This is a genomic window from Pseudomonas sp. MT92, assembly GCF_058792515.1.
Map to the genome: position 1 here is coordinate 44,030 of NZ_JBXAFA010000019.1, position 21,127 is coordinate 65,156.

At 52.4% G+C, this 21,127-nt stretch carries 21 protein-coding genes and 4 pseudogenes; 9 read left to right on the forward strand and 16 right to left on the reverse strand.

All coding sequences use genetic code 11. The features are described 5' to 3' along the window. Positions 1–234 precede the first annotated feature (234 nt). From AC1Q6D_RS28570 to AC1Q6D_RS28580, 3 genes are all read right to left on the reverse strand, one after another. On the reverse strand, positions 235–903 hold the full coding sequence (locus tag AC1Q6D_RS28570; RefSeq protein ID WP_103404582.1) for a haloacid dehalogenase type II: 669 nt from the start codon (positions 901–903) through the stop codon (positions 235–237). 122 nt (positions 904–1,025) lie between these two features. Further along, positions 1,026–1,853: an alpha/beta fold hydrolase gene (locus tag AC1Q6D_RS28575; RefSeq protein ID WP_103404581.1), complete on the reverse strand. Its 828-nt coding sequence runs from the start codon at positions 1,851–1,853 to the stop codon at positions 1,026–1,028. A 185-nt stretch (positions 1,854–2,038) separates the two neighbouring features. Beyond that, on the reverse strand, positions 2,039–2,596 hold the full coding sequence (locus tag AC1Q6D_RS28580; RefSeq protein ID WP_103404580.1) for a carboxymuconolactone decarboxylase family protein: 558 nt from the start codon (positions 2,594–2,596) through the stop codon (positions 2,039–2,041). A gap of 99 nt (positions 2,597–2,695) precedes the next feature. On the opposite strand from AC1Q6D_RS28580, the gene AC1Q6D_RS28585 reads away from it, so the two are divergent. After that, complete coding sequence (locus AC1Q6D_RS28585; RefSeq protein WP_256590262.1) at positions 2,696–3,391, forward strand: TetR/AcrR family transcriptional regulator; 696 nt, start codon at positions 2,696–2,698, stop codon at positions 3,389–3,391. Positions 3,392–3,712: 321 nt separating this feature from the next. Here AC1Q6D_RS28585 and AC1Q6D_RS28590 read toward each other — a convergent pair whose 3' ends face one another. Together AC1Q6D_RS28590 and AC1Q6D_RS28595 are read right to left on the reverse strand one after the other, a co-directional pair. Continuing rightward, positions 3,713–4,021, reverse strand: a complete 309-nt coding sequence (locus tag AC1Q6D_RS28590; RefSeq protein WP_371919919.1) for a transposase — start codon at positions 4,019–4,021, stop codon at positions 3,713–3,715. Between the two features lie 60 nt (positions 4,022–4,081). Continuing rightward, a pseudogene (locus tag AC1Q6D_RS28595) lies at positions 4,082–4,897 on the reverse strand (Tn3 family transposase); the annotation flags it as partial. 3 nt (positions 4,898–4,900) lie between these two features. Here AC1Q6D_RS28595 and AC1Q6D_RS28600 point away from each other — a divergent pair. Then, positions 4,901–5,113 (forward strand): annotated as a pseudogene (locus AC1Q6D_RS28600) (IS630 family transposase); the annotation flags it as partial. 55 nt (positions 5,114–5,168) lie between these two features. On the opposite strand, the gene AC1Q6D_RS28605 reads toward AC1Q6D_RS28600, so the two are convergent. The 7 genes and pseudogenes from AC1Q6D_RS28605 to AC1Q6D_RS28635 all read right to left on the reverse strand — a co-directional run bounded on the left by AC1Q6D_RS28605 (position 5,169) and on the right by AC1Q6D_RS28635 (position 11,502). After that, complete coding sequence (locus AC1Q6D_RS28605) at positions 5,169–7,274, reverse strand: putative bifunctional diguanylate cyclase/phosphodiesterase (protein ID WP_103404579.1); 2,106 nt, start codon at positions 7,272–7,274, stop codon at positions 5,169–5,171. Between the two features lie 42 nt (positions 7,275–7,316). After that, positions 7,317–8,189, reverse strand: a complete 873-nt coding sequence (locus AC1Q6D_RS28610) for a methyl-accepting chemotaxis protein (RefSeq protein ID WP_404943282.1) — start codon at positions 8,187–8,189, stop codon at positions 7,317–7,319. Further along, a pseudogene (locus AC1Q6D_RS28615) lies at positions 8,172–8,927 on the reverse strand (MCP four helix bundle domain-containing protein); the annotation flags it as partial. The pseudogene AC1Q6D_RS28615 and the gene AC1Q6D_RS28610, both read right to left, overlap by 18 nt. A 62-nt stretch (positions 8,928–8,989) precedes the next feature. Beyond that, positions 8,990–9,481, reverse strand: coding sequence for a DoxX family protein (locus AC1Q6D_RS28620; protein ID WP_103404577.1), 492 nt, complete (start codon positions 9,479–9,481; stop codon positions 8,990–8,992). A gap of 12 nt (positions 9,482–9,493) precedes the next feature. Beyond that, entirely contained in the window at positions 9,494–10,249 is a 756-nt protein-coding gene (locus AC1Q6D_RS28625; RefSeq protein ID WP_103404576.1) for an HvfC/BufC N-terminal domain-containing protein, read from the reverse strand. Next, the gene (gene bufB / locus AC1Q6D_RS28630; RefSeq protein WP_103404575.1) at positions 10,246–11,175 is read right to left on the reverse strand and encodes an MNIO family bufferin maturase; all 930 of its coding nucleotides are present in this window, start codon (positions 11,173–11,175) and stop codon (positions 10,246–10,248) included. The genes AC1Q6D_RS28625 and bufB overlap by 4 nt, the downstream gene beginning before the upstream one ends. Before the next feature lie 30 nt (positions 11,176–11,205). Next, entirely contained in the window at positions 11,206–11,502 is a 297-nt protein-coding gene (locus AC1Q6D_RS28635; protein ID WP_103404574.1) for a BufA1 family periplasmic bufferin-type metallophore, read from the reverse strand. Between the two features lie 567 nt (positions 11,503–12,069). On the opposite strand from AC1Q6D_RS28635, the gene AC1Q6D_RS28640 reads away from it, so the two are divergent. Further along, positions 12,070–12,456: a hypothetical protein gene (locus AC1Q6D_RS28640; RefSeq protein WP_492618492.1), complete on the forward strand. Its 387-nt coding sequence runs from the start codon at positions 12,070–12,072 to the stop codon at positions 12,454–12,456. 421 nt (positions 12,457–12,877) lie between these two features. Here the strand turns inward: AC1Q6D_RS28640 and AC1Q6D_RS28645 are convergent, their stop codons facing one another. Then, positions 12,878–13,312, reverse strand: a complete 435-nt coding sequence (locus AC1Q6D_RS28645; protein ID WP_256590267.1) for a phage infection protein — start codon at positions 13,310–13,312, stop codon at positions 12,878–12,880. Between the two features lie 260 nt (positions 13,313–13,572). Between AC1Q6D_RS28645 and AC1Q6D_RS28650 the strand changes: the two genes are divergently transcribed. The 6 genes from AC1Q6D_RS28650 to AC1Q6D_RS28675 all read left to right on the forward strand — a co-directional run bounded on the left by AC1Q6D_RS28650 (position 13,573) and on the right by AC1Q6D_RS28675 (position 18,208). After that, a complete protein-coding gene (locus AC1Q6D_RS28650; RefSeq protein WP_103404573.1) occupies positions 13,573–14,178 on the forward strand; it encodes an RNA polymerase sigma factor in 606 nt (201 codons plus the stop codon). 11 nt (positions 14,179–14,189) lie between these two features. Next, the gene (locus tag AC1Q6D_RS28655; protein WP_483312756.1) at positions 14,190–14,399 is read left to right on the forward strand and encodes a hypothetical protein; all 210 of its coding nucleotides are present in this window, start codon (positions 14,190–14,192) and stop codon (positions 14,397–14,399) included. A gap of 710 nt (positions 14,400–15,109) precedes the next feature. After that, on the forward strand, positions 15,110–15,808 hold the full coding sequence (locus AC1Q6D_RS28660; RefSeq protein ID WP_103404571.1) for a TIGR04282 family arsenosugar biosynthesis glycosyltransferase: 699 nt from the start codon (positions 15,110–15,112) through the stop codon (positions 15,806–15,808). Then, positions 15,801–16,502, forward strand: coding sequence for a glycosyltransferase (locus AC1Q6D_RS28665; protein ID WP_103404570.1), 702 nt, complete (start codon positions 15,801–15,803; stop codon positions 16,500–16,502). Before AC1Q6D_RS28660 ends, AC1Q6D_RS28665 begins: the two co-directional genes overlap by 8 nt. A 25-nt stretch (positions 16,503–16,527) precedes the next feature. Then, positions 16,528–17,319: a DUF547 domain-containing protein gene (locus AC1Q6D_RS28670; RefSeq protein WP_103404569.1), complete on the forward strand. Its 792-nt coding sequence runs from the start codon at positions 16,528–16,530 to the stop codon at positions 17,317–17,319. 19 nt (positions 17,320–17,338) lie between these two features. After that, positions 17,339–18,208 (forward strand): patatin-like phospholipase family protein, encoded by an 870-nt coding sequence (locus AC1Q6D_RS28675; protein WP_103404568.1) that lies wholly within the window; start codon positions 17,339–17,341, stop codon positions 18,206–18,208. A gap of 51 nt (positions 18,209–18,259) precedes the next feature. Here the strand turns inward: AC1Q6D_RS28675 and AC1Q6D_RS28680 are convergent. The 3 genes and pseudogenes from AC1Q6D_RS28680 to AC1Q6D_RS28690 all read right to left on the reverse strand — a co-directional run. Next, a pseudogene (locus AC1Q6D_RS28680) lies at positions 18,260–18,401 on the reverse strand (transposase domain-containing protein); the annotation flags it as partial. A 199-nt stretch (positions 18,402–18,600) separates the two neighbouring features. Beyond that, positions 18,601–20,958 carry a heavy metal translocating P-type ATPase gene (locus AC1Q6D_RS28685; RefSeq protein ID WP_103404567.1) on the reverse strand — a complete coding sequence of 786 codons (2,358 nt, stop codon included), beginning with the start codon at positions 20,956–20,958 and terminating at the stop codon, positions 18,601–18,603. After that, complete coding sequence (locus AC1Q6D_RS28690; RefSeq protein WP_256590260.1) at positions 20,900–21,115, reverse strand: DUF2933 domain-containing protein; 216 nt, start codon at positions 21,113–21,115, stop codon at positions 20,900–20,902. Before AC1Q6D_RS28690 ends, AC1Q6D_RS28685 begins: the two co-directional genes overlap by 59 nt. Between the last annotated feature and the right edge of the window lie 12 nt (positions 21,116–21,127).

Below are 21,127 nucleotides of genomic sequence, written 5' to 3' on the forward strand. Positions count from 1 at the left end.
CGGTAAATAATGCTTTCGCTAATGTCTCGGGGCTCATGGTGAGCACGGTCATTAGCGCTCGGCCCTTGATGAAAAGTCGCTCCCAAGTGTCCTTGATAAAGGGATCAACTGCGAAAGAGCTATCTTGGTCTTCAGGTTTTTTAATTCAAAGTGGCCGCCGCTACTGGGCGGTGAAAAACGCAGGCCCGTAGCGCCCTATTGGCAACGCGAAACAGACTGGCGTTACAGTGGGTCTTACGGCAAATGATCCGCAAGACCCAGCAGGCTGTGCAAGGTGATTGGCGGTTCAATGCCCCACGGATCGAAAACCGCGCCTGGATCGCGCTGCAACCAGGCGGCGCGCAAGCCACTGTGGGCTGCGCCCAGCACGTTGAAAGGGTTGCTCGAAACCAGCCAGATTTGACTGGCTGGCAGCGCACACTGCTGCGCCAGGTGTGCATAAACCTTGGGGTCGGGCTTGAACGACTGAACGTCTTCCACGCTGACCACTTGCTGGAAAAAATCACTTAAACCTGCGCGCTGCAGCAGCCCTGTCACCACCGCTCGACTGCCATTGGAAAAGGCATGCAGGGGCACCCCCGCATCGACCAGTTGGCCCAGGCCTGCGGCTACATCCGCGAAGGTGGGCAGCTCTGCATAGCTGCCCAGAACTCGCTGTTGCGCCTGAGCGTCCAGCTTGACGTCGTGCGTCTGGCAGGCAAACAGCAGTGCGTCACGGGTGCAAATTGAAAAGTCTTGATAGTCCTGCATCAAGCCACGCCGAAAGCTGTACTCCAGTTGTTTGTTGCGCCATAGCGCACAAATGGATGGGGCTTTTTCACCCACCTGTTCGCTAAGAACAGTCAACACGCCATCGGTGTCGATCAGGGTGCCGTAAATATCGAAGGCTATGGCTCTGTTCATGCGTAGTTCCTCGCCATCAGGACTGAGTAATTTAATTCAAATGCTCGTTAGTTCATGTACAGCACTTGGGATATAGCCGATTTTCCGCCCTGAGTTCAGGCACTTAAACCAGCGCTATGAGCTTATTCGTCACCCAGGAATTGATTGATACGGTCGGCGATTTCATCTGGTTTTTCATCGATCAACCAGTGTCCGGCGTCCTTGATCCAGGCAAGTTCCGCATCTGGGATTGCGTCGGTCAATTTCTGCGCATATTCCGGTTTCTGGAAGGGATCTTGGTCGCCCCAGATCACCAGTGTTTGATGTACGAGGTTTCCAAGCGCTTTGGCAATTGACTGGGTGTATTCGCTGTTCAAGCGTCTAAGATTACGAAAAAAAGCCCGCTTGCCCACTTCGCTTGCCCATGGTTCCAGATAAATGTTGATCAATTCATCGGTCATCACGGCTTTGTTGTGAACGCCCTGCGGCATAAAGCGACGCATCATGGCGACGAACTCATCCAGGCTCATCGCCTCTTCCGCGCCGGGCTCGATTAACGGTTTGAACTCGGGAATAGGCCATGAATCGAAACAAACACTGTCCATCAAAACCAGCTTGCGAATTTTCTCTGGATAATTCACGGCTATCAGTTGTGCAATGCCACCGCCAATATCGTGGGCGACAACGTCAGCTCTACGCACATCCAGGGCATTCATGAACTTGACGATCATACGGCTTTGGGCATTGATCGATACATCGGCGTTTTTTGGCTTTTCGGACTGGCCATAATTGAGCAAGTCTAGAGCGATGACGCGATGGCGAGTGGCAAGTTTAGGCATTACTGATTGCCACATCAGGCTGTTGGTTGGTATCCCGTGAATCAAGATTACTGGACTGCCTTCGCCTTGCTCGCGGAAGGCAATTTTATGACCGTCAATATAGGTATGGCTTTCGCTGATCTGGCTAATCATGTAGACCTCCTCTAGTGAGTATTCTGAAACGTCACACGGTCGCCACGCCCCCGGCTTAGCCACCTTTGGCTAGCCAGCGAACAGCAGAATCGGTTGTTCACTGCCGCTGGCTAAAAATTGAGACAACACCACAGTTGCGGCTGTCGACCCTATGCGCTCAGAAGCGCTATTAATCCAAACAGGCTTTATTTTTGCACCTTCTTCCACTCGAACTGCATAAAGGGCTTATCAACCGGTGTTTTGGCGATGTGGTTGATGTAATTGCTCATGATTTTCTGCGACACCCCAAGAATTACTTCCAGCACATGATGCTGCTCGTAGCTGGCAGCATAGAAGGCCTCCAGGTCGGCATCGGCGACTTCACCACGGTTGCGCACCACGGCCAGAGTGAAGCTGCGCAGTGCTTCCAGGCGGTCGTTGGGTAACGGGGTTTCGTCGCGCAAGGCATTGGTCACTTCGTCCGATACCTTCATCGATTTGGCGATGCCGGTATGCGCGGGTACACAGTAGTGACAGCCGTGTTCCACATTGATGCTCTGCCACACCACGGTTTTTTCATCCGCGTCGAAACTGGTGTGAAGGAACAGCGCATGCAGCTTTTTATAGGCGTCCAGCACCCCCGGGGCCTCGGCCATTACGGCATGCAGGCCCGGGATCATGCCAAAGGACTTCATGGAATCTTCCAGCAGTGGCTTGGCCGCTTCGGGTGCTGAAGACTGGTCGTGCAGCTTGAAACTCTTCATGAAAAACGCCTCTCGATGTATTGAGCGAGTGTATTGAGCCATTGTTCGATAGCGCCTTCAGGCTAGCTATAATTGAACGATCATTCAAGCTATAATTGAATGATCATTCAAATTGAATCGCTTCGGATACCTCCGGAATCGATTGCACCATGCGAGCAGAAATCCATGTCTAGAGTCGCAAAATATGATCGCGATACCGCGCTCGATCGGGCTGTCCGGTTGTTTTGGGAACGCGGTTATTTCGCCTCATCAATGAAGCATATTGAACAGGCTCTGGACATGCGCCCCGGCAGCATCTACGCCACCTTCGGCAGTAAAAGCGGCCTGTTTGCCGAAGCGCTGGAGGTCTATGCAGACCACGCAAGGGAAGATCTACAGCGCCAGATTGATGCGAATCCCTCTGTGTTGGCAGCGCTCAAAGCCTATTTTCGGTCGTTGGCTAGCGCCTGTACGGCCACCTGCGCGCCGCCGGCTAGGGCCTGCATGATCATCAAAACCCTGCTGGAAGTCGGCGCCCAAGAACCAGAACTGCAGCTCAAGGTCAATGCGCTGCTGGATGCCGTCGAGCAAAAAATCAGTGTTCTTCTTGAACTCGCACAACAGCGCGGGGAGCTGCGCCCCGCAGTGGATTGCACCCGCTTGGCTCGTCTGCTTCAAGCCCAAATCATCGGCTTGCGTGCCTTTGCCCAGCGTCAGACGCCCGCCCAGCATGTGTGGGAACTTGCCGAGGATATGGCTGCTCTGCTGGATCAGTATTCGCAACGGCCCGATGTCAACGTTCATTTGGTTCATTGAATGCAATCGGTTGGTTATTGCGTTGAAAGGGCGGGGCATCGCCGTCTAGCGTTAGTAAACCCTTCCTTCCTTCAGTGCAGGGGAGGATGTCGACCTTCATGCCGTAGTCATGTGCGGAATCCCGCCACGCAATCAACCACCTGACTAGCAATAATCCCCTGCCATCCGAATCAACCGCAAAGGTTTCGGGATGCAGGCAGCGGCGGCATAGAGTGAGCGCACGAGTAGCGTACTCAGATTGAAACGTCGGTTAAATTGGCACGCAAGTGCCTAGGTTCCGTGCGGCATATTTGCTGAAGTTGAATGCATGATGACTCCAGTTCAAACCCGTTTTGAGGTTGCTGAGAATGGTATTGACTCATTGGAACTGGGGCAACTCTTTAGTTTGCGTCCGACGAACACGGTTTGTTCATGCTTACATCCCGCGGCAGTAATCGCGCCAAAGCGGGCCAGACCGTCGGAGTAAACGCAAGAGCCAGTAGCCAAGCAGGAGTTTGCCCAGTGCTTGATGGCTGTGAAGCTGAAGCCCGATACAGGAGAGAGTTTAGCTCGCAGAGGGTGGCCATCTTTGCTCAGTGATACGGGGGCGACAAACGGGGTTGTTCTCCTACCCTCTATCGGCTTTACCACCTCAGTGCTCGACGCCAAGGATGAGCGCCATCGATCTGGACGTTGCCTCCAAAGTCAGGGGGCGAGGACATGCTTCAAGCTGCCGCCGATCATCGGGCGAAGTGTCGGGTAGTTCTGGACTCTATTTGACACGCACAGCTTGGTTTCGCCGGGATCACGGATGCGCGGTGCGCAGCGAAAGCCCAGCAGATGCATCAGCGCGAAGACATGATCGGTGAAGCTGGCCGTGCCGTTGTAGTGTTCCTCGATCCGCAGATCGGATCCGTGATATAGCCGCCCGTCGACCACATAGGTGGAATCATGCACGCCGACATTTACCACATGGGTGCCGAACGGCGCGTACTGGTCGGAGATGCTGGTGTAGGACCACAGTCCCGACTCGCTACCGTACTTCGGGTTGACGTGCCCTGTGCTCCGGCACGGCCACTAGCGCGCAAGCGTTGGCCATCAGAGCATGAGGTGTGGCGGCGAAGGCTTGGCGGAATTGGCTGTTAACCACCTCGGCCTGGGCCGTCGGGTAGGTTTCGTCACGGATGCGCCAGGCTTGCAACCAGGACAGCTTGGCGTAGGTTGTGCTTAGACTCGACTCGGCCACCTTGATCAGGCCGAGGTTGATGGCATCGCTCGGGATCGCCGTTAGCAGTAGCGTCCGGTCTTTCGCCTATGCGCGATCCTTGAGGTGCGAGAAGTGGCGGGTGAAGCTCGTCAATTCATTCAAGTTCTCAGCAGTTCGGTGATCTTGACGCGCGGCAATAGCCGGCTGATCTGGTCAATCAGCGCCTATGCGATGTTGGGCCCAGCGGAATCCAGCGGGTTGATTTTCAGCCTGGTCCCGGTGAGTATAGAGTCGGGAAGTTCGTTGTGCTGTGCCGGTCGTGTGAACCCTTCTTCCGAGATATCACCGTTTTCTTGCGTGACGGCAGCTTCTGTTCGAAACGTGAACTAGCCTGCTCCATTATTACGTTCTTAGCGTTACACAATGCTCTGCCGAGCCGATACGGCTGGAGTGCAAAAGTTGAAGAGATCTTGAGCAAGATCCAGCGTGCACGAGAGGCGATGGCATCACAGCGTAAAGAGAACATTTTTTCTTAGACAGAACACTAGAGTATCTTGCTGTCGCTCTCCACCTGTATCTCCGGCCTGCCAGCTACCGTTCCTGAGGCCACGCGTGGGTAATTTCCAGCCAGCCATATAGCTCGTGCACCGGCATCGGGCGGCCGATGCCAAACCCTTGTACCAGATCACAGTGATTGATCTTCAGCCAATCCAGTTCGCTGGCTGTTTCGACGCCTTCGGCGACAACCGATAAGCCGAGCTCACGGCACAGCACGATTGTCGAACGTACGATAGCGGCACTTTTTCGTTGTTGGTCAACCTGGGTGATGAAGGATCGATCGATCTTCAGTTCATGGACCGGCAGCGTTCTTACATAGGACAGTGAGGCATTGCCGGCACCATAGTCGTCAATCGAAAGCTTGATGCCCAGCCGAGCGAGGGCGAGCAGGTGCGTGTGTGCCAGTTCGGGGTCGTCCATCAGGGCGCTTTCAGTGATTTCGAGACAGAGCATTTCAGCTGGTAAGGACGTCTGGATTAGCGGCTGTTGTACCTTACTGATGAGTGCTGGGTTAAGCAGGTCGAGTGCTGATATGTTGACCGAGGCCACGATCTCTAATCCGTCGCGCCGCCACTGCGTGGCGTGGCCAACCACCTCACGAATCAGCCAGGGCGTGATCTCGCGAATGAAGCCGGTTTGCTCTGCAAACGGGATAAACAGGTCAGGTGTAATCAACCCCCTGATCGGATGTTGCCAGCGTAACAGTGCTTCAACCCCGCTGATGCGAGCGTTGGCAAGATTCAATTTTGGCTGGTAATGAATGACGAATTCATTTCGCACCAAGGCATCGCGCATCTCGCCGAGTAACGTGAGTTGCTCATGCTGCACCACGTCCTCGAATTCCGCGGCAAATGCATAACTTTCGTGCCGGCGTTTGGCCGCCTTGATTGCCAGGTCGGCGCGCCTGAGCAAGGCGGTGGGGTCATTACCATCGTCTGGATAAAACACTACGCCCAGGCTTACGTCGATATCCAGTCGCTGGTCATCGAGCCGCATCGGCCTGCGTAGCGCGTCCAGAATCATCTGTATGTACCCGGAAATAGCGGATCTATCGCTGCCTTCGTACAGAATGACGAACTCATCACCGCCAAGTCGAGCAACCAGATGGGACGCGGCAACGCAGGCGAGCAGGCGGGCGGCTATTTCACTAAGCATACGGTCGCCCACTGCATGGCCTAGGGCATTGTTAATTGGTGCGAAGCGATCGATATTGAGGATCACCAGGGCGCCATGTTCACCTGCGCTGGCCGTGGCAAGGGCCTCCATGAAATGTGCCCTGTTGGGTAGGTCGGTCAAGCTATCAACATAGGCCATGCGGGTTATCCGTTCCTCGCGAATCACGATGTTTTTGCGCATCAACGCCAGCGCTCGCAGCAGTACCTGCATTTCCGGGCCTCTACCGCGAGGAATGTTCTCGTTGTAATTGCCCGCGGCGATTGTTTCTGCCACGGCGACCGCTTCACCTATGGGTATGACGATGGAGCGCGAGATCAACAAGGCCAGCAGGGCGCCGAGTACCAGCGCGCTGGCCGTAATCGCGACTATTTGCAGGCGTGTGGCAGTGGCGGACTGCTCAAAATGCTCAACCTCCAGGTTCATCAGTGTTTGTTGACGCTCCGTCAGGCGCAATGTGACATCCAGTAGCGCATTCAGTGCAGGGTCTGTGTACAGTTCAAAGTGCGCTTGAGCCTGAGTCAGGCCTTGGATTTCGATGAGCTCGACCGTCTCCTGAAACAAGACACCATAGCGTTGACGCAACTCGGTAGCCTGGGCGATTTGAGATTGCGAGTAGGCCCGACTGTCCGCATGCGCAAGGCTGGCAATTGCAGCATCCGATGCCGTCATGGCCGCGTCCATCTGCGCATAAAGAGGGATTCGTTGATCCCGGTCGGGGGTTTGCAAAAGGCGCAGAAGCTGGATGGCGGCGTATTGCGAGTGCTGGTTCGCGCGCTCGGCGAGTAGGACGAGTCGGGCGGGCTGATCGACGAACTCGTGCATGCTGGCGCCCAGTGTCTCGAGGCGATGTGAGGTCATCACCGAGAGGGCCAGCAAAAGCCCGAGCAGTGCGGAGAACGCCAGGATCAAGCGGTTGCGAATTGAGGCGAACTGGGCGAATCGCTTCAGGGTGAAGCCGATCATGCTGGTGTGCCTCCTTACCAAGCAGGGCTTCCTTGCGCCCGACTACAGGCGAAAGGCGGCAACCGAGGACTGTAATTTTGCGGCTGTTTGCAAGAGTTCGTCGGTGATCGTTGCAAGCTGATCGGTAGCCTGTTTGTTGGTCCTGGCCATCTCGACGATGGTGCGCACGTTGCCAGCAATCGCCTCGCTTTCCCGGGACTGGTCAGCCGCCAGTTCAGTCAGTTGTTCAAGGTTGTCGAGGGAATCCTGGGCATCGATCTGTAACGCCTCCAGCGGGACGGCAATGCTCTGTATCAAGTCCATGCCGTGCTCCATACCGCGCTTGCCCGCGTCGATATCACGGGCCGCACTCTGGGTCTGTTGATTGATCAAGGTCATCACTCGGTCAATCTCTCCGGTGACATCCGCGGTGCGATTGGCCAGAGTACGCACTTCATCGGCGACGACCGCGAAGCCTCGACCACTCTCGCCGGCCCTTGCTGCTTCGATAGAGGCATTCAGCGCCAGGAGGTTGGTTTGATCGGCGATTTGGCGGATCAGGCTGACCGCGCCTGCGACTTCTTTGGCGCTCAGACCGAGCCTTGCGACCGATTGGGCCGAGCCGTCGACGGCCGTGGCGATCTGGGCGATTTCCGCGGCAACCACAGTGATGGCTCGAGCCCCATCCTGCGCCAGATCACGGGCCTTGAGGGCTTGGTCGCGAGCAGTCAATACGTTGCCCGCCATCGTGCCGATACCTTGGGATAAGTGGCCAATGGAGCGATCGATAGACCCCGCTAGTTCGCTCTGCAGTGCCGAGTCCACTTTGACCTTGGCTGCTGGCACCTGCAGTTGCTCGGCCGCCGAGTCTACCTTTGCTGCGCTGCTCAGGATCGATCCGATCACCGTGCGCAGGCGCCCGCTCATGCTGCGCATGCCCGCCAACAGTTTTCCGATTTCATCGTTGCCGACATTGTCGATCGTGTGGCTGAGGTCGCCATCGGCAATCCGGTCTGCCACCATTCGCGCGCGGTCCAAAGGCTGAGTGATACTGCGGGTCATATAAATGGCCATCAGCAGCCCAGCGATCAACGCGCTGAAACCCAGGGCTAGCACCAGCTGGATTGAGCGTTCGGATGCCTGCACTGCCTGTGTCTGGCGTGCGTGCATGGACAGTTGTTGCTGCTCAGCCATTGCCGTCGTTTGCGCCAACAGGGCATTGAGTGCGCTTCGGGTCAGCCCCGTCATAAGCTGCACGGCCGAGGCTCGCTCGCCCACTTCCAGCTCTTCTACCGTGGCACTGAAGTGCATTTCGTAGTCCTTGCGCAGACTTTCCAGGCGGGCGAGCATAGCCTGCGACTCAGGCTCGGTCATAAGTGCGCGAAAGTCCCGCAGCGCTTGATCGATCTCGGTGTTCTGCGCGTCGATCTCCTGATAGATGGCGGTACGCTGTTCGCGGTCTTCAAGGACGAAGAGCAGAAGTAAGCGACTAGTTGCCGTTTCAGCGTGCAGGTTGATGGCTGAGGCCAGCTCGGCACGCGCGGCATCCCCTTCGACCACGTCGTGCATGCTCTGAGCCTGCAGATCGAAACGTTGCAGACTGATGAGGACGATGGCCAAAAGAAATATGAGGACGATGGCATAGCTGATCGTCAGGCGTTGTCGAATGGTCATCGCAGTGTTTCTTTATGCATGTCGTATTCGCTCCATGAGGCTGGCGCACTCCCTTGCAGCATTTACTGGCTGAATTTCCGTGCAATGAAATGATCCAGAGCAACAGCACCAGGACCTTTCGCCAGCAACAGCAACAGCACCGTTGCCCATACACCATGGGTAGGGTACGCATCTGGATAGACCAACAGCTGGATAGTCAGCGTCATGATCAACAAGGCCAGAGCGGAAAAACGCGTGGCTAAGCCGATTAAGATCATTAAGGGGAAGAAATGCTCCGCAAAAGCCGCCATGATGGCCGCCGATTCGGGAGCAATCAACGGTAGTTGATACTCTTCTTTAAACAAAAGCACCGCCGACTCAGCCAATCTTGGCAGCCCGAATTGAAACTCTCCAGATACTATGTCGAGAGCTAGGCCTTGCACTTTGGTCTCTCCAGATTTCCAGAAAATGGCCGCAATAGAAAAGCGTCCTAGCAAGGCGATCAACCAATAAGGCGTACGCTCAAATTGCTCAATAAACCATTTGATCAGTTTCACTACGCGGGCTTCATGCATTGAGAACTATTCCTAAATATTGTAACGAATGATGGCACCGTAGCGGAGCATCAGCGCCAATGTCGTCTCAAGGTTAAAAGGGACGTCCGTAGACGCCGCATCAGCGAAGACAGCACCGCGGTGCAAATTTTCAATGAACTCCGCTGCACCGTGTTCTATGCGGACAACTACTACATCTAAATCTTGACGAATTAGCATGGCTGCTTCAGAAACATCCGGGTGTATGCTCCCTAAGGTGTTCTCCGGCGACAGATCTTGATGGGCCGCCCAGAGAGAAACCACAGCATATCGCGAACGCACTACATTGATAGATGGATGCAGAGTGAAACGCACCTGTGACAGGGTCGTTTCATTGCTTAACAACTTAAACAGTTCTGATATCGCTAAAGACCCCTCCTCAGCTGCGTGGTAGGTCTGTACATAGCCTACTTCTAGGCGTGCAAGATCTCCCAGATAAGGCAGCGCGGAAGCTGGTGCAAAGTCACACACGTAGCTAGGGAACAAGTCACCGTACAAGGTTAGTACTGGTGAGCGGGGAGGATGGGCGCGCACGAACTGACCAGCCATAGCGCGGAAAAACGCCTCTCCGACGAGTGCTTGGGTGACGGGGAAGGTATCGGCCAAAGCATCGATTAGGGAAACGATGACGTTATTTCTGTAAACCGCAAAACGCTGGGACGGGTCAGAGCCGTTCCAGGTAGTTAAGCCTGACGGGCAAACGGACGCTTCCTGCATTAAGCTTTCAGCAAAATCATCGTGAGCGCTCATACAGATGCCTTCTTTGGCTCTGTAGCGGATGGCAGGGCCGGAAATAGCCGCCGAGTGATTGCGTCGGCCTGTTGAGCTTCGCTCAGTAACACCCTTAATTCAGGGATATCATTGTCGCGTTCGATCAAGGTCGGTTTCGGGCCAGTCAACCCTAAGGTAAATGCATAGAGTTCCCACACAACTTTCGCAATCGGTGCGCCATGATTGTCAATTAGCAGCGGCGCTCCTTTCGTGTCTACCTCCTCAGCAAACCCTGCCAAGTGAATTTCACCCACTGCGTCGAGAGGCAAACCCAAGATGTACTCTCGTGCATCACCTCCGTGATTGACGCTGGATACATGTACATTGTTGACATCGAGCAAGAGCCCGCAGCCAGTACGACGTATGACTTGGTTTATAAACTCACTTTCGGTCATGGTCGAGGCTGCGTACTGAACGTAAGTGGCCGGGTTTTCGAGCAACATAGGCCGCCCCAAGCGCTCTTGCACACGGTCTATCTGCTCACACACTTGCGAGAGACTGAACGCTGTGTAGGGTACTGGTAGCAGGTCGTTGAAATATGTGCCGCCATGACTGGACCAAGCGAGATGTTCGGAGAATGCTTCTGGCTGGTAGCGATTTAGCAGTATGGCCAACCGAGAGAGGTGTTCTTCATCAAGTGGGGTTTGCCCACCAATGGATAGACCTACGCCGTGTATGGACAGTGGATAGCGCGAGCGAATTATTTCCAGGTAATGGTGAAATGGCCCGCCTGCGACCATGTAATTTTCGGCATGGACCTCAAAGAAACCTAAGTCTGGTTGCTCTGAAATTACCTCGCGAAAGTATTCGGACTTTAAGCCAATACCGGCACGGCATGGCAGCTTGGTGAACGCTGTTTGGGCAGCATCCACCAAGCACGGTCCATCGCTAGGAGATTGAATCATAGGAACGCTCCGCGATCGTTCATTTATTAATCAGGCTTTCTTTTCCTTGAACTCCTGATGTTGACCAAAACCAGTTGGAGAAGTGGGCGATGCCGTTTGTTCGCAAGTCCCCTTGGGTACCATGGACCAAGAATTACCCTGATAGTCGACTTTCGAGGTTCCTGCACAGGACGTGCCTGCGCCAGCCTTGCAATCATTCTTTCCTTTAAGAGCTACACCGAAACACTTTTCGCCATCAGCGGCGTAGGCGATGGTTGGCATTGCAGCAGCGGCTAACGCGGCGCTCAACGCCAAGGCCAAGGTAGCGGTGGTCATTGTCTTATTCATGAGTCAGTTCCTTTAGGTCAGGATTGGGTTACGGTGATTTGCTTTTACTATTTGCCCTATGCGCTTTAGAGATCTCAAGCTGCGGTTTGTTACAAGCAGAAATTCTTAATTGTGGCATGAGTATCATCAGGGTAGGTCATTAGCCACCGCTGGCAAGACGACGGCCGACCGATCGCGGCTGAGTTTAGCTGCAACGGATCAATCGTTGCTTAGCGTCCTGGTCGGGTGAGCGACCCTAGCGAGGCTTCTGGGTCGAATTCCTGAATCGTCGGCTATCAGGAATGATCAAGTAGGTTTCGCGAGCTGATCTTTTTGACGCAAAATGTTCAATTAGCTCGGCAGCTTACTAAATTGGTCTCAAGTTCAGACGAAACCTGGCCATTGTCGCACTGTCGGGTAGGGTGATCTTAAGACAGAAACAATTCGGCTTTATGCTAAAGGTGTCTAGTTTAGTACTCGGAGCTAAGTTCTATTTTTGCGAGCCAATAAAATACCCCACTAAAATCTTATAACAGAGAATATTGACGTCACGTCATATCGTACATGGCCCGTATTCGAATACGGGCCATGTCGGTGCGACAAGTTGTATTGCACGTCAAATGCTCGAATACTTCTTTGACGCGGAGCAGCAATACCCCTATTGAATTTTTATCTCCAACTTATTTTTTCTTGGCCGCACAAGGAGCCTTGGCGGCGCAAGGATTGGCTGCGCACGGATTTTTGGCTGCGCATGGGTTCTTACCAGCACAAGGATTTGTAGTGGTTTTCTTGCTTGCTGCACACGGATTTTTTGCAGCACAAGGATTTGCCATGGCTGCCGCAGGTGCTTTTGCCGCGCAAGGATTACAAGGGGTGGCAGCCATCACTGGACCCGCGAGGGATGCGGCAAGCACTGCCGCAGATACCATTGCAGCCAAAGGCTTGGCGATTTTCAGAGATGCCGTGGATACTTGAAATTTTTTCATTGTGTTTCTCCTGACGGATAAAAATCTAAATAGGTGCAATGACATTCGTTGCCACTCACAGCTAGTCAGATGATTCAGCTGGTTTGTTGTTACAAAAAAAACGAGAAATAAATTCAGGCGCCAACGGCCTATGCCAGGCTCAGTAAAAATTTGCTAGCGTAGGTGCAAGTACTTCTGACTGTCGTCACGACAGGGAAGACAAAACGTCACCAAGTAGTCCGTTTAGTCCGACTAAGAAAACTCCCCGACGAGTAATTAATTCGGATTAAATAAATATTCTTCGCATGTCCTGTGTCTTTATATCAGAGCAAACGCCTTATTGTATGGCCACTGCGTGTTAGATTACAGATGGAGTGAGGTGCTAACATGTCTATCACGGCAGTGGCTATTGGTTAAGTGCTGGAGGCTACTCACCCCACTAAAGTCTGCTGGTTTGCGGAGCTCGCCAGTTCTGTTGGTGGCCGTTCGAATAATAGTTGTTCGCGTCGCTCTAACAGACGATCACTGCCGCCCTCGGCGACCCTCGCGCGCCGCTCAAGCAATCGGTCACTACCACCTTCAGCGACTTTCTCACGCCGTTCAAGCAATCGGTCACTACCTCCTTCAGCGACTTTCTCACGCCGCTCAAGCAGTCGGTCACTACCGCCTTCAGTAACTTTTTCACGTTGCTCAAGCAGCCGGTCAGCGCCTCCTTCAGCGATCCTCGTGCGTCGTTCAAGCAAACGGTCACTACCGCCCTCGGCGACCTTTGTGCGCTGCTCAAGCAATCGATCGCTACCTCCCTCTGCAAGATTGTGTTGAGCGGCGACTTGGCGTTGATGTTCGCTCAGGGTTTGAACGGCCATAGCACCTGTCGCGATGATCAACCCGATGGTTAGAAGTCTCAGGGAGCCTGTATACGTTTTCATGACGTCATCCTCCTTCGGATGTGACTGTCATGAATAGGATGACGCGCCGAGCTCGTCGTTACAGCTAATGCAGTTATTTCTATAACCTTAGAAATGACCTGTAACAAACCCTGCCTCGGAACACTCAATTTATGAGGGCACTGTCCTGTAGCTCATTTGGCCACTATGCTTGGCACCGCCATGACTAGGAGAGTGAGATGGACGACGAACAGGAAATGATCCAACGCTTAAAGCGTGGAGACCCAGCGGCGTGTGAGACGGCAATCAAAGCTCATCATCGTTTTTTGATTGCCATGACGGTCCCTTTGGTCGGTCGTGATCTGGCTGATGACGTGGCTCAGGAGACGTGGATCAAAGCTTTTGCAGCTGTTGAAAAATTTGAAGGAAGATCGGCGTTTCGTACGTGGCTAGCGAGAATTGCGCTCAATGAGGCTAGAGCGATGCGTCGCAAGTACAGTCGTGAGGTTTCTCTAGACAGTTGGGGAGTAGATCCTGGCTCCCCTATAACTCAACGCTTCACTGATGATGGGGCCTGGAGCACGCCTCCATCGCAATGGCACCATGAGACGCCAGAGGAGATCCTTACGGAAGCTGAGTTGCAAGAATGTATTCGTAAGCACTTGCACAAGCTTCCAAGTGATCAGCAATCGGTAGTCATGATGCGAGAGTTGGCAGGACTTGAGTTTAATGAAATTGCTCATGCATTGGGTCTTGCAGAGGGTAATATTCGTGTGTTGTTACACCGTGGACGACAACGAATGCATACAATGCTTGAGCACTTTGAGGAGGAAGGGACATGTTGACGTGTCGCGAAATGTCAGAACTTGGCTCAGATATTATTGATCATCGACTAACCTTTAAAACGCGTCTCGGGGTACTTATGCATTTAAGTATGTGTGTACGCTGCCGCAATTATATAAAACAGCTAGAGCTGACCTCGAACACACTTAAAAAAATCTCTATCGATGACGAATATGTCGATACAGACTCCATACTGAAGTCTGTCCGCAAGCCTGATGCCTGAGTTTGGAGGCTTCAAGCAATGACATTGATGCTGAAAATAAGTGTGTGTGATCTAACCCTCCTGCGTGGTGATGCCGCAATAGTGCGTCTGCGTGGGTGGCCACCTACGTGGGCCCGCAAGAAGTATACAGATTTCGCTTGTTGTGCATTATTGTTTAGAGTTGCTGAGACTAACTCTCTTGCGACCTTTAGTTGTACTGGGGTTTGAATTAATCATGTTTCTAGATTGCACTTCCGAACCATCCACTCTTTAGTGGTCTCAATACAATATTCACGTGATGGGTAAATTAATGGTTATAGTTTTTCGCTAATTGATCATCAACATATTCATTCCGCTACGACAGGTGCTGCGCGTTATTTCTTTACTGGTGTGTTAGCACGATTTCAGGTTGATATTTAGGCTGATATCCTTGCGTGCAGCATTGCGGCATCCTGTTAATCACTTACAATGTTATTATAGCCGAAATTGCGAGATGAATCTGCTGCCAGTCTTCAGCTTTCGTCCTTCTGAATCGGACATTATCATTTTCTCAAGATGCAGGACCGTAAGCCGCCCTTAGAGCATACAGGGCTGCGCGAGGGAAGGGAGAGAGCGGAAATCTTCACTGTGGCCGTAACATTTTCAAACCTTTTCTATCTGATGTAGATAGCCGCGCTCCATACTGGGTTGAATGGAGGCTTTTTTGTTCAACGTAAACGACGGAGATCTGTATGACCCATAGCTTTTTTGAGCAGACTCCTACACCGACGCCAACGCTGGTGCTGGTTTGTAAGCGACCCTCCCTAGGTTTCGGTAAGCAACGGCTTGCGGCCCAGATAGGCATAGAGCGTGCGTACGTGGTCGCTGAGTGCTTGCTCGACTGTGGTGTTGAAGATCTGTATCAATGGCCTGGTATTGCCATAATTGCACCTGATCATGCCGATCATCTCGGCTGGGCAAAATCGAGGGCACCTTTTGCTCAATGCATACCCCAAGCTCAAGGAAATCTTGGTGAACGATTAAATACCCTTGACCAGACACTTCGAACTCAAAGCCATGAGCGTTTAATTTTCATTGGTAGTGATTCGCCGGCAATCACGCTGACAGACTATCAAAATGTGCTCAATGCGCTCTGTGAGCACGATACAGTGTTAATCAACGCTCGTGATGGAGGTGTTGTGCTTATGGCCTCATCCAAACCGTGGCCAAGCCTAGTAAATCTACCGTGGAGTACTGCGAGTTTAGGAGGTGCACTACGAAGCACCTGTCTAGATAACGGTCACTCTGTTGTGTGTATCGGTGAATGCTTCGACATTGATGAGGCAATAGACTTCGATATATTACGATCAAGTTTAAAGTTTGATTTGCGCCCCGCAAGATTACGATTGATTGAAGCGATTTCTGACCTTAAAGAAGCACTTTATGACTAATCACAATCGCCTCAGTGTTGTGATCCCTTGCTGGCATGATGAACTGGAGCTTCCAAGACTGCTCACCGAACTGGCTGAGTGCTCTTTCACAAGTCTCACTGAGTTGCAGGTGATAGTCGTCGATTCTGGAAATAGTGAGCTCTGTCGAGAAATCTGCCGGAACCACAATGCAACATGGGTGTCATCTCAACCTAATCGTGGGCTTCAACTGCGTTTCGGTGCAAGTTTGGCGGAATCTGACTTGCTGTGGTTCTTGCATGCTGATGCCAAGCTCACTGGTGATCCTATCGGCAATATAAGAATCGCTCTACAGAATGGTGCAGTGGGGGGCTATTTTGCTTTTCGCTTTGCAGGCAAGCCTGAGTGGCAAGGACGTCTGCTTGAGTATCTAATCAACTTGCGAAATACGTTCGGTGTCCCCTATGGTGACCAAGGTATTTTCGTTCGACGATCAGCTTACTTGGCGGCGGGACAACATGCCTCCTGGCCATTGTTCGAAGAGGTCCCTCTCATCAAAGGACTTCGATGTTTGGGTAGAGTCGATAAAGTCAGTCAAGGTCTATTAGTCAATCCTCGTCGCTGGCACCGCGACGGTTGGTGGCGCCGATCACTAAAAAACCGAGTCCTCGCTCTCGGTTTTGCATTAGGCATTCCTGCAGTTCGTCTAGCCAAATTCTATGCTAAAAATAGTTAGCGTCAACTTCCCCAAAGGTAAAATAATGCGCTATCTAATGATTTGGGTTATGCTTTGTGTTAGCGGTCTAACACATGCGCAAACAACATACGACCACAGAAATATAACATGGAACACATTGCTTCAGAATAACGTCCACTGGGTTCGTGGCGGACTTGCCAGCGAGGTCGATTACTCTGGCTTCAAGCGAAATGAAAAAGACCTCACTGATTTCTTAGATGAACTGTCAGCGGTCAAGCGGCAAGAATTTGATGTTTGGAGTAAATATCAACAGTTAGCTTTCCTTATTAATGCGTACAACGCTTTTACCGTTAAATTGGTTCTCGAACACTACCCAGTCAAGTCGATCAAGGATGTTGGTAGTATCTTCCAGAGCCCATGGAGTCAGGCGTTTATTCCCCTTCTGGGGCAAACCATAAGTCTCGACTATCTTGAACACTCTTTGATCCGACGACCTGGTGTGTATAACGATCCTCGTATTCATTTCGCGGTAAATTGCGCTTCCATAGGTTGCCCTGCGCTTCGTAATGAGGCATTTAATGCAAACCAACTGGACACACAACTTGCGGACGGACAGAGGCGGTTTCTCAGCGACCGGACCCGAAACAGATTCAATCCCAAGACCGGCAGATTAGAGCTTTCCAAAATATTTGATTGGTATGGTCAAGACTTTGCGGGTAAGTGGGGGTCTCTAGAAAAATTTCTGAGTCTCAATGACCAATTGTTGACTGATGAACCTTCGGTTCGGGAGCGAATAGAGCAAGGCATTCAACTAGACTTTCTTGAATACGACTGGTCGTTAAATCAATCGAGTTGAAATGACATGGAGTATCCGCATGAAAAACAATAAAACTGCACTCGTTCTCGCCGGGGGCGGCAGCTTAGGGGCTGTTCAGGTGGGTATGCTCCGGGCGCTAGTAGAAGCGAAAATATCGTTCGACATGGTTGTAGGTGCCTCAGTTGGCGCTATCAATGGCGCATATTTTGCTTCTAAACCAACTGAAGAAGGTATAGCCGAGCTCGCCGATATCTGGCGCGGCTTGCGAAGAACAGATATATTTCCACTTTCAATGCTGGACACCCTAACTGCGCTGATCACTCATCGAGGCTATCTGCTTGAGCCTTCAGCATTGAAGCGATTGGTAGCTCGGGCACTACCCGTAAAACTCATAGAAAATACCCAGCTACCACTACATATAGTAACCACCGATTTGCTCAGTGGCGCTGAAGTCCTTTTATCCAGTGGTGATGTCGAATTGGCGTTACTTGCCAGTGCTGCGATTCCACTGGTATTTCCTTATGTACAGGTCGCAGATAAGTTATTGATAGACGGTGGAGTGGCAAGTAACACACCAATCGCAAGTGCTATAGGGCTGGGTGCGACTCGGGTCATTGTAGTACCAACAGGCTTTGGTTGTGCGTGTATCAAACCACCAATTGGCCTGGTTGCGTTAGCTTTACACAGCATAAACCTGATGAGCATGCGACAGTTGGTACGTGACATAGAACTTTTCTCTTCACGTGCCAATATTCATGTAGTTGCTCCACTGTGCCCACTAGGTGTTTCTGTGTTTGACTTCAATCAAACAGAGCTTCTGCTTCAGAGGGCTTATGCACAGACTATAAGCTGGCTAGAGGCCGGAGGCTTAGAGTCATCTGGTGTGCCGGATTCACTTCAGGCGCATACTCACGCCGAGATGCATTAGTTCTGATTGCTTTAAATAATGGTACGCGAGCGGCGAAGCTACTCTGCGTGACTACGTCGGCTGCCACTTATGTGGCAACAACTCGTCTACTCGACTGATTTTCTGCGTTGGCAGCAACGTGAGGATGCCTTCAGATAGGCTTATGGATCATGGCCGTTGAAACTACCGACGGGATCAGCCTCATCAGGGCCGCCATTAACACAGTACAATTGCAGACTGTACATAGTGACGTCCAATTGCCAGCGACCGGATATGATTATCGAGTAGTCGGACACGGTCACGTCTGCCCGCCATCCTCTTTCGGATCAGCGCTTGATTGGCTTAAACAATTAACGCTTACACAACGGCAAGGTTAAGAGTTATCTTTTTTTGGCTGCGAGCATCGATGAAGCTCAATCGATTCGGGTATTCCTCAGTCTCAATGCATTGAAAACTACAGATGCAGAACTGATGCTCATGGCTATGGCGGCGATCATTGGCGACAGGAGATGTCCCGTCAGTGGGTAGAGTAGACCTGCGGCGAGGGGAATACCCATCGAGTTGTAAAGAAAGGCGAAACCCAAGTTTTGCCGCATGTTTTTTACTGTTGCAACTGAAAGTGCCCGTGCTCGTAGAATTCCCATCAGGTCGCCTTTTACCAGCGTGAGTTGCGCGCTATTCATCGCAACGTCAGTCCCTGTCCCCATGGCGATGCCCACATCTGCTCGCGCCAGGGCCGGTGCGTCATTGATTCCGTCGCCAACCATGGCAACCTTCCGGCCGTATTGCTGGAGGTCAGCGACCAAGCGTTCCTTGTCCTGAGGTTTTACTTCACCATGAACCTCTTCAATACCCATTACCCTGGCGACAGCTCGAGCGGTGGTGAGCCCATCTCCAGTAGCCATGATGATTTTAATGTCATCAGCCTTGAGCTTGGTGACTGCTTCTTTGGAGGTCGGTTTTATCGGGTCTGACACCGCCAGTAACCCTGCCAATACCCCGTCAACTGCGAGATAGATAATGCTGATGCCTTCAAGGCGTAACAACTCTGCACGGTCTTGTAAGGCCTTGGTACTCACGCCGGCGGCTCCCATCAACGCGGTATTGCCTAGCTGAATCTTCTTGCCATCAACCAGGCCACTGACCCCAATACCTGAACCAGAGTCAAAGGATTCAGGCTTGGTGAGCGCAATGTTCTCGGTTCGGGCGTGATCGACGATGGCATGAGCCAGGGGATGTTCGCTGCCTTGATCAAGGCTGGCTGCTAGTTGAAGAACATCGCTGGGGGTGAAATTAGGTGTGGCCTCCACGCTGTGAAACACCGGCCGCCCCTCTGTAAGGGTGCCTGTCTTATCGACAATCAATGTGTCGATCTTGCAAAGGTTTTCGATGGCGCTGGCATCCCTGAATAGCACCCCCATGCTGGCTGCTTTACCCGTCGAAACCATGATTGACATGGGCGTCGCAAGACCCAATGCACAGGGGCAAGCGATGATCAGCACGGCGACAGCATTAATTAGACCAAAGACCCAGCTGGGTTCCGGGCCGAAGAGCCCCCAGCCTATGAGTGTCAGTATCGCAATCGTGATAACCCCCATCACAAAGTAGCCGGCAATCGAGTCGGCCATTCGTTGCATTGGTGCTTTGGAGCGTTGAGCCCGAGCGACCATTTGTACGATCTGTGAAAGTATGGTCTCGGCGCCGACCTTCTGCGCCTCCATTACCAAGCTGCCATGGGTATTGAGCGTGGCGCCGATCAAGCTATTTCCAGCTCTTTTCATTACCGGCACAGGCTCGCCAGTGAGCATGGATTCATCCACTGCACTTTCACCCTCCAGTACTGAGCCATCAACTGGCACCTTTTCACCTGGTCTGACCCGCAAATGGTCACCCAAGTGAACATGGGTGAGAGGAATGTCTTCCTCCTGGCCATCGGCGTTGATCCTGCGTGCTGTCTTGGGAGATAGGCCGAGGAGAGACTTAATGGCGGCAGAGGTTTGCGATCGGGCTTTGAGCTCAAGAATCTGCCCAAGCAAGGTGAGCGAGATGATGACCGCGGCAGCTTCGAAGTAGACGCCGATGCGTCCATTTTGCATGAAGGTGGTGGGGAAACTTTGGGGAAATAACGTTGCCACGACGCTGTAAAGATAGGCTGCGGCGGTACCCAAACCAATAAGAGTCCACATGTTTGGACTGCGATTTCTAACAGATGCTACGCCCCTTACAAAAAAAGGCCAACCTGCCCATAAGGTCACCGGTGTCGCCAGCGCTAGCTCGATCCAGTTCTGGATCGAACCATGGAAGAGTTGTAACGAGTGTCCCGCCATAGCGAGCACGGTCACTATCACGGTTAGTGGCATCGACCACCAAAAACGGCGGGTGAACTCCCGGAGCTCGGGGTTTTCATCTTCATCGAGTGCGGGCATGACCGGTTCTAATGTCATGCCACATTTAGGGCAATTACCGGGACCGGGCTGGCGTATTTCCGGGTGCATAGGACAGGTGAACTCAGTGGCCGCTTGTACCGCAGGCTCTGGAGCGGTGACGTTCGGTTCTGCTCTCGGATGAGTACCACTGTAGCGCTCAGGATCTGCTCTAAACTTATCTTGGCATTTCAGGCTACAAAATTGATAAGTCTGTCCGTTATAGAGTTCGCCATACTTGAATGGGGGTGTAACAGCCATGCCGCACACCGGGTCACGCAGATCACCGTCATTGGGCGAGGTAGCATGGGCGTGACGGTGGTCGTGGTTGCTCGGTGTGGCTGGCATGGCTATTCCCCTTTTTCGTCCTTGTTGGTTGCTGACTGATCGCCATGACCAAAAAATGCTTTAATGGACAGATAAGCAGAAACAGACAGGGCAAATACGGACAAACGTGGTTGAAGTGCTCTCGAAGCACGTATAAGACACCGATCACAATGAGCATAATCGGTACAAC

Excerpts from the sequence above, each read along its gene's own strand:
- AC1Q6D_RS28570 (WP_103404582.1), bottom strand. The coding sequence starts at position 903 with ATGAACAGAGCCATAGCCTTCGATATTTACGGCACCCTGATCGACACC.
- AC1Q6D_RS28605 (WP_103404579.1), bottom strand. The coding sequence starts at position 7,274 with ATGATCGGCTTCACCCTGAAGCGATTCGCCCAGTTCGCCTCAATTCGC.
- AC1Q6D_RS28650 (WP_103404573.1), top strand. The coding sequence starts at position 13,573 with ATGGACGACGAACAGGAAATGATCCAACGCTTAAAGCGTGGAGACCCA.
- AC1Q6D_RS28610 (WP_404943282.1), bottom strand. The coding sequence starts at position 8,189 with ATGCGCAGCATGAGCGGGCGCCTGCGCACGGTGATCGGATCGATCCTG.
- AC1Q6D_RS28655 (WP_483312756.1), top strand. The coding sequence starts at position 14,190 with ATGTCAGAACTTGGCTCAGATATTATTGATCATCGACTAACCTTTAAA.
- AC1Q6D_RS28670 (WP_103404569.1), top strand. The coding sequence starts at position 16,528 with ATGCGCTATCTAATGATTTGGGTTATGCTTTGTGTTAGCGGTCTAACA.
- AC1Q6D_RS28635 (WP_103404574.1), bottom strand. The coding sequence starts at position 11,502 with ATGAATAAGACAATGACCACCGCTACCTTGGCCTTGGCGTTGAGCGCC.
- AC1Q6D_RS28575 (WP_103404581.1), bottom strand. The coding sequence starts at position 1,853 with ATGATTAGCCAGATCAGCGAAAGCCATACCTATATTGACGGTCATAAA.
- AC1Q6D_RS28585 (WP_256590262.1), top strand. The coding sequence starts at position 2,696 with ATGATCATTCAAATTGAATCGCTTCGGATACCTCCGGAATCGATTGCA.
- AC1Q6D_RS28620 (WP_103404577.1), bottom strand. The coding sequence starts at position 9,481 with ATGCATGAAGCCCGCGTAGTGAAACTGATCAAATGGTTTATTGAGCAA.
- AC1Q6D_RS28580 (WP_103404580.1), bottom strand. The coding sequence starts at position 2,596 with ATGAAGAGTTTCAAGCTGCACGACCAGTCTTCAGCACCCGAAGCGGCC.
- AC1Q6D_RS28690 (WP_256590260.1), bottom strand. The coding sequence starts at position 21,115 with ATGCTCATTGTGATCGGTGTCTTATACGTGCTTCGAGAGCACTTCAAC.
- AC1Q6D_RS28640 (WP_492618492.1), top strand. The coding sequence starts at position 12,070 with ATGTCGGTGCGACAAGTTGTATTGCACGTCAAATGCTCGAATACTTCT.
- AC1Q6D_RS28625 (WP_103404576.1), bottom strand. The coding sequence starts at position 10,249 with ATGAGCGCTCACGATGATTTTGCTGAAAGCTTAATGCAGGAAGCGTCC.
- AC1Q6D_RS28645 (WP_256590267.1), bottom strand. The coding sequence starts at position 13,312 with ATGGCCGTTCAAACCCTGAGCGAACATCAACGCCAAGTCGCCGCTCAA.
- AC1Q6D_RS28665 (WP_103404570.1), top strand. The coding sequence starts at position 15,801 with ATGACTAATCACAATCGCCTCAGTGTTGTGATCCCTTGCTGGCATGAT.
- AC1Q6D_RS28660 (WP_103404571.1), top strand. The coding sequence starts at position 15,110 with ATGACCCATAGCTTTTTTGAGCAGACTCCTACACCGACGCCAACGCTG.
- AC1Q6D_RS28685 (WP_103404567.1), bottom strand. The coding sequence starts at position 20,958 with ATGCCAGCCACACCGAGCAACCACGACCACCGTCACGCCCATGCTACC.
- AC1Q6D_RS28675 (WP_103404568.1), top strand. The coding sequence starts at position 17,339 with ATGAAAAACAATAAAACTGCACTCGTTCTCGCCGGGGGCGGCAGCTTA.
- bufB (WP_103404575.1), bottom strand. The coding sequence starts at position 11,175 with ATGATTCAATCTCCTAGCGATGGACCGTGCTTGGTGGATGCTGCCCAA.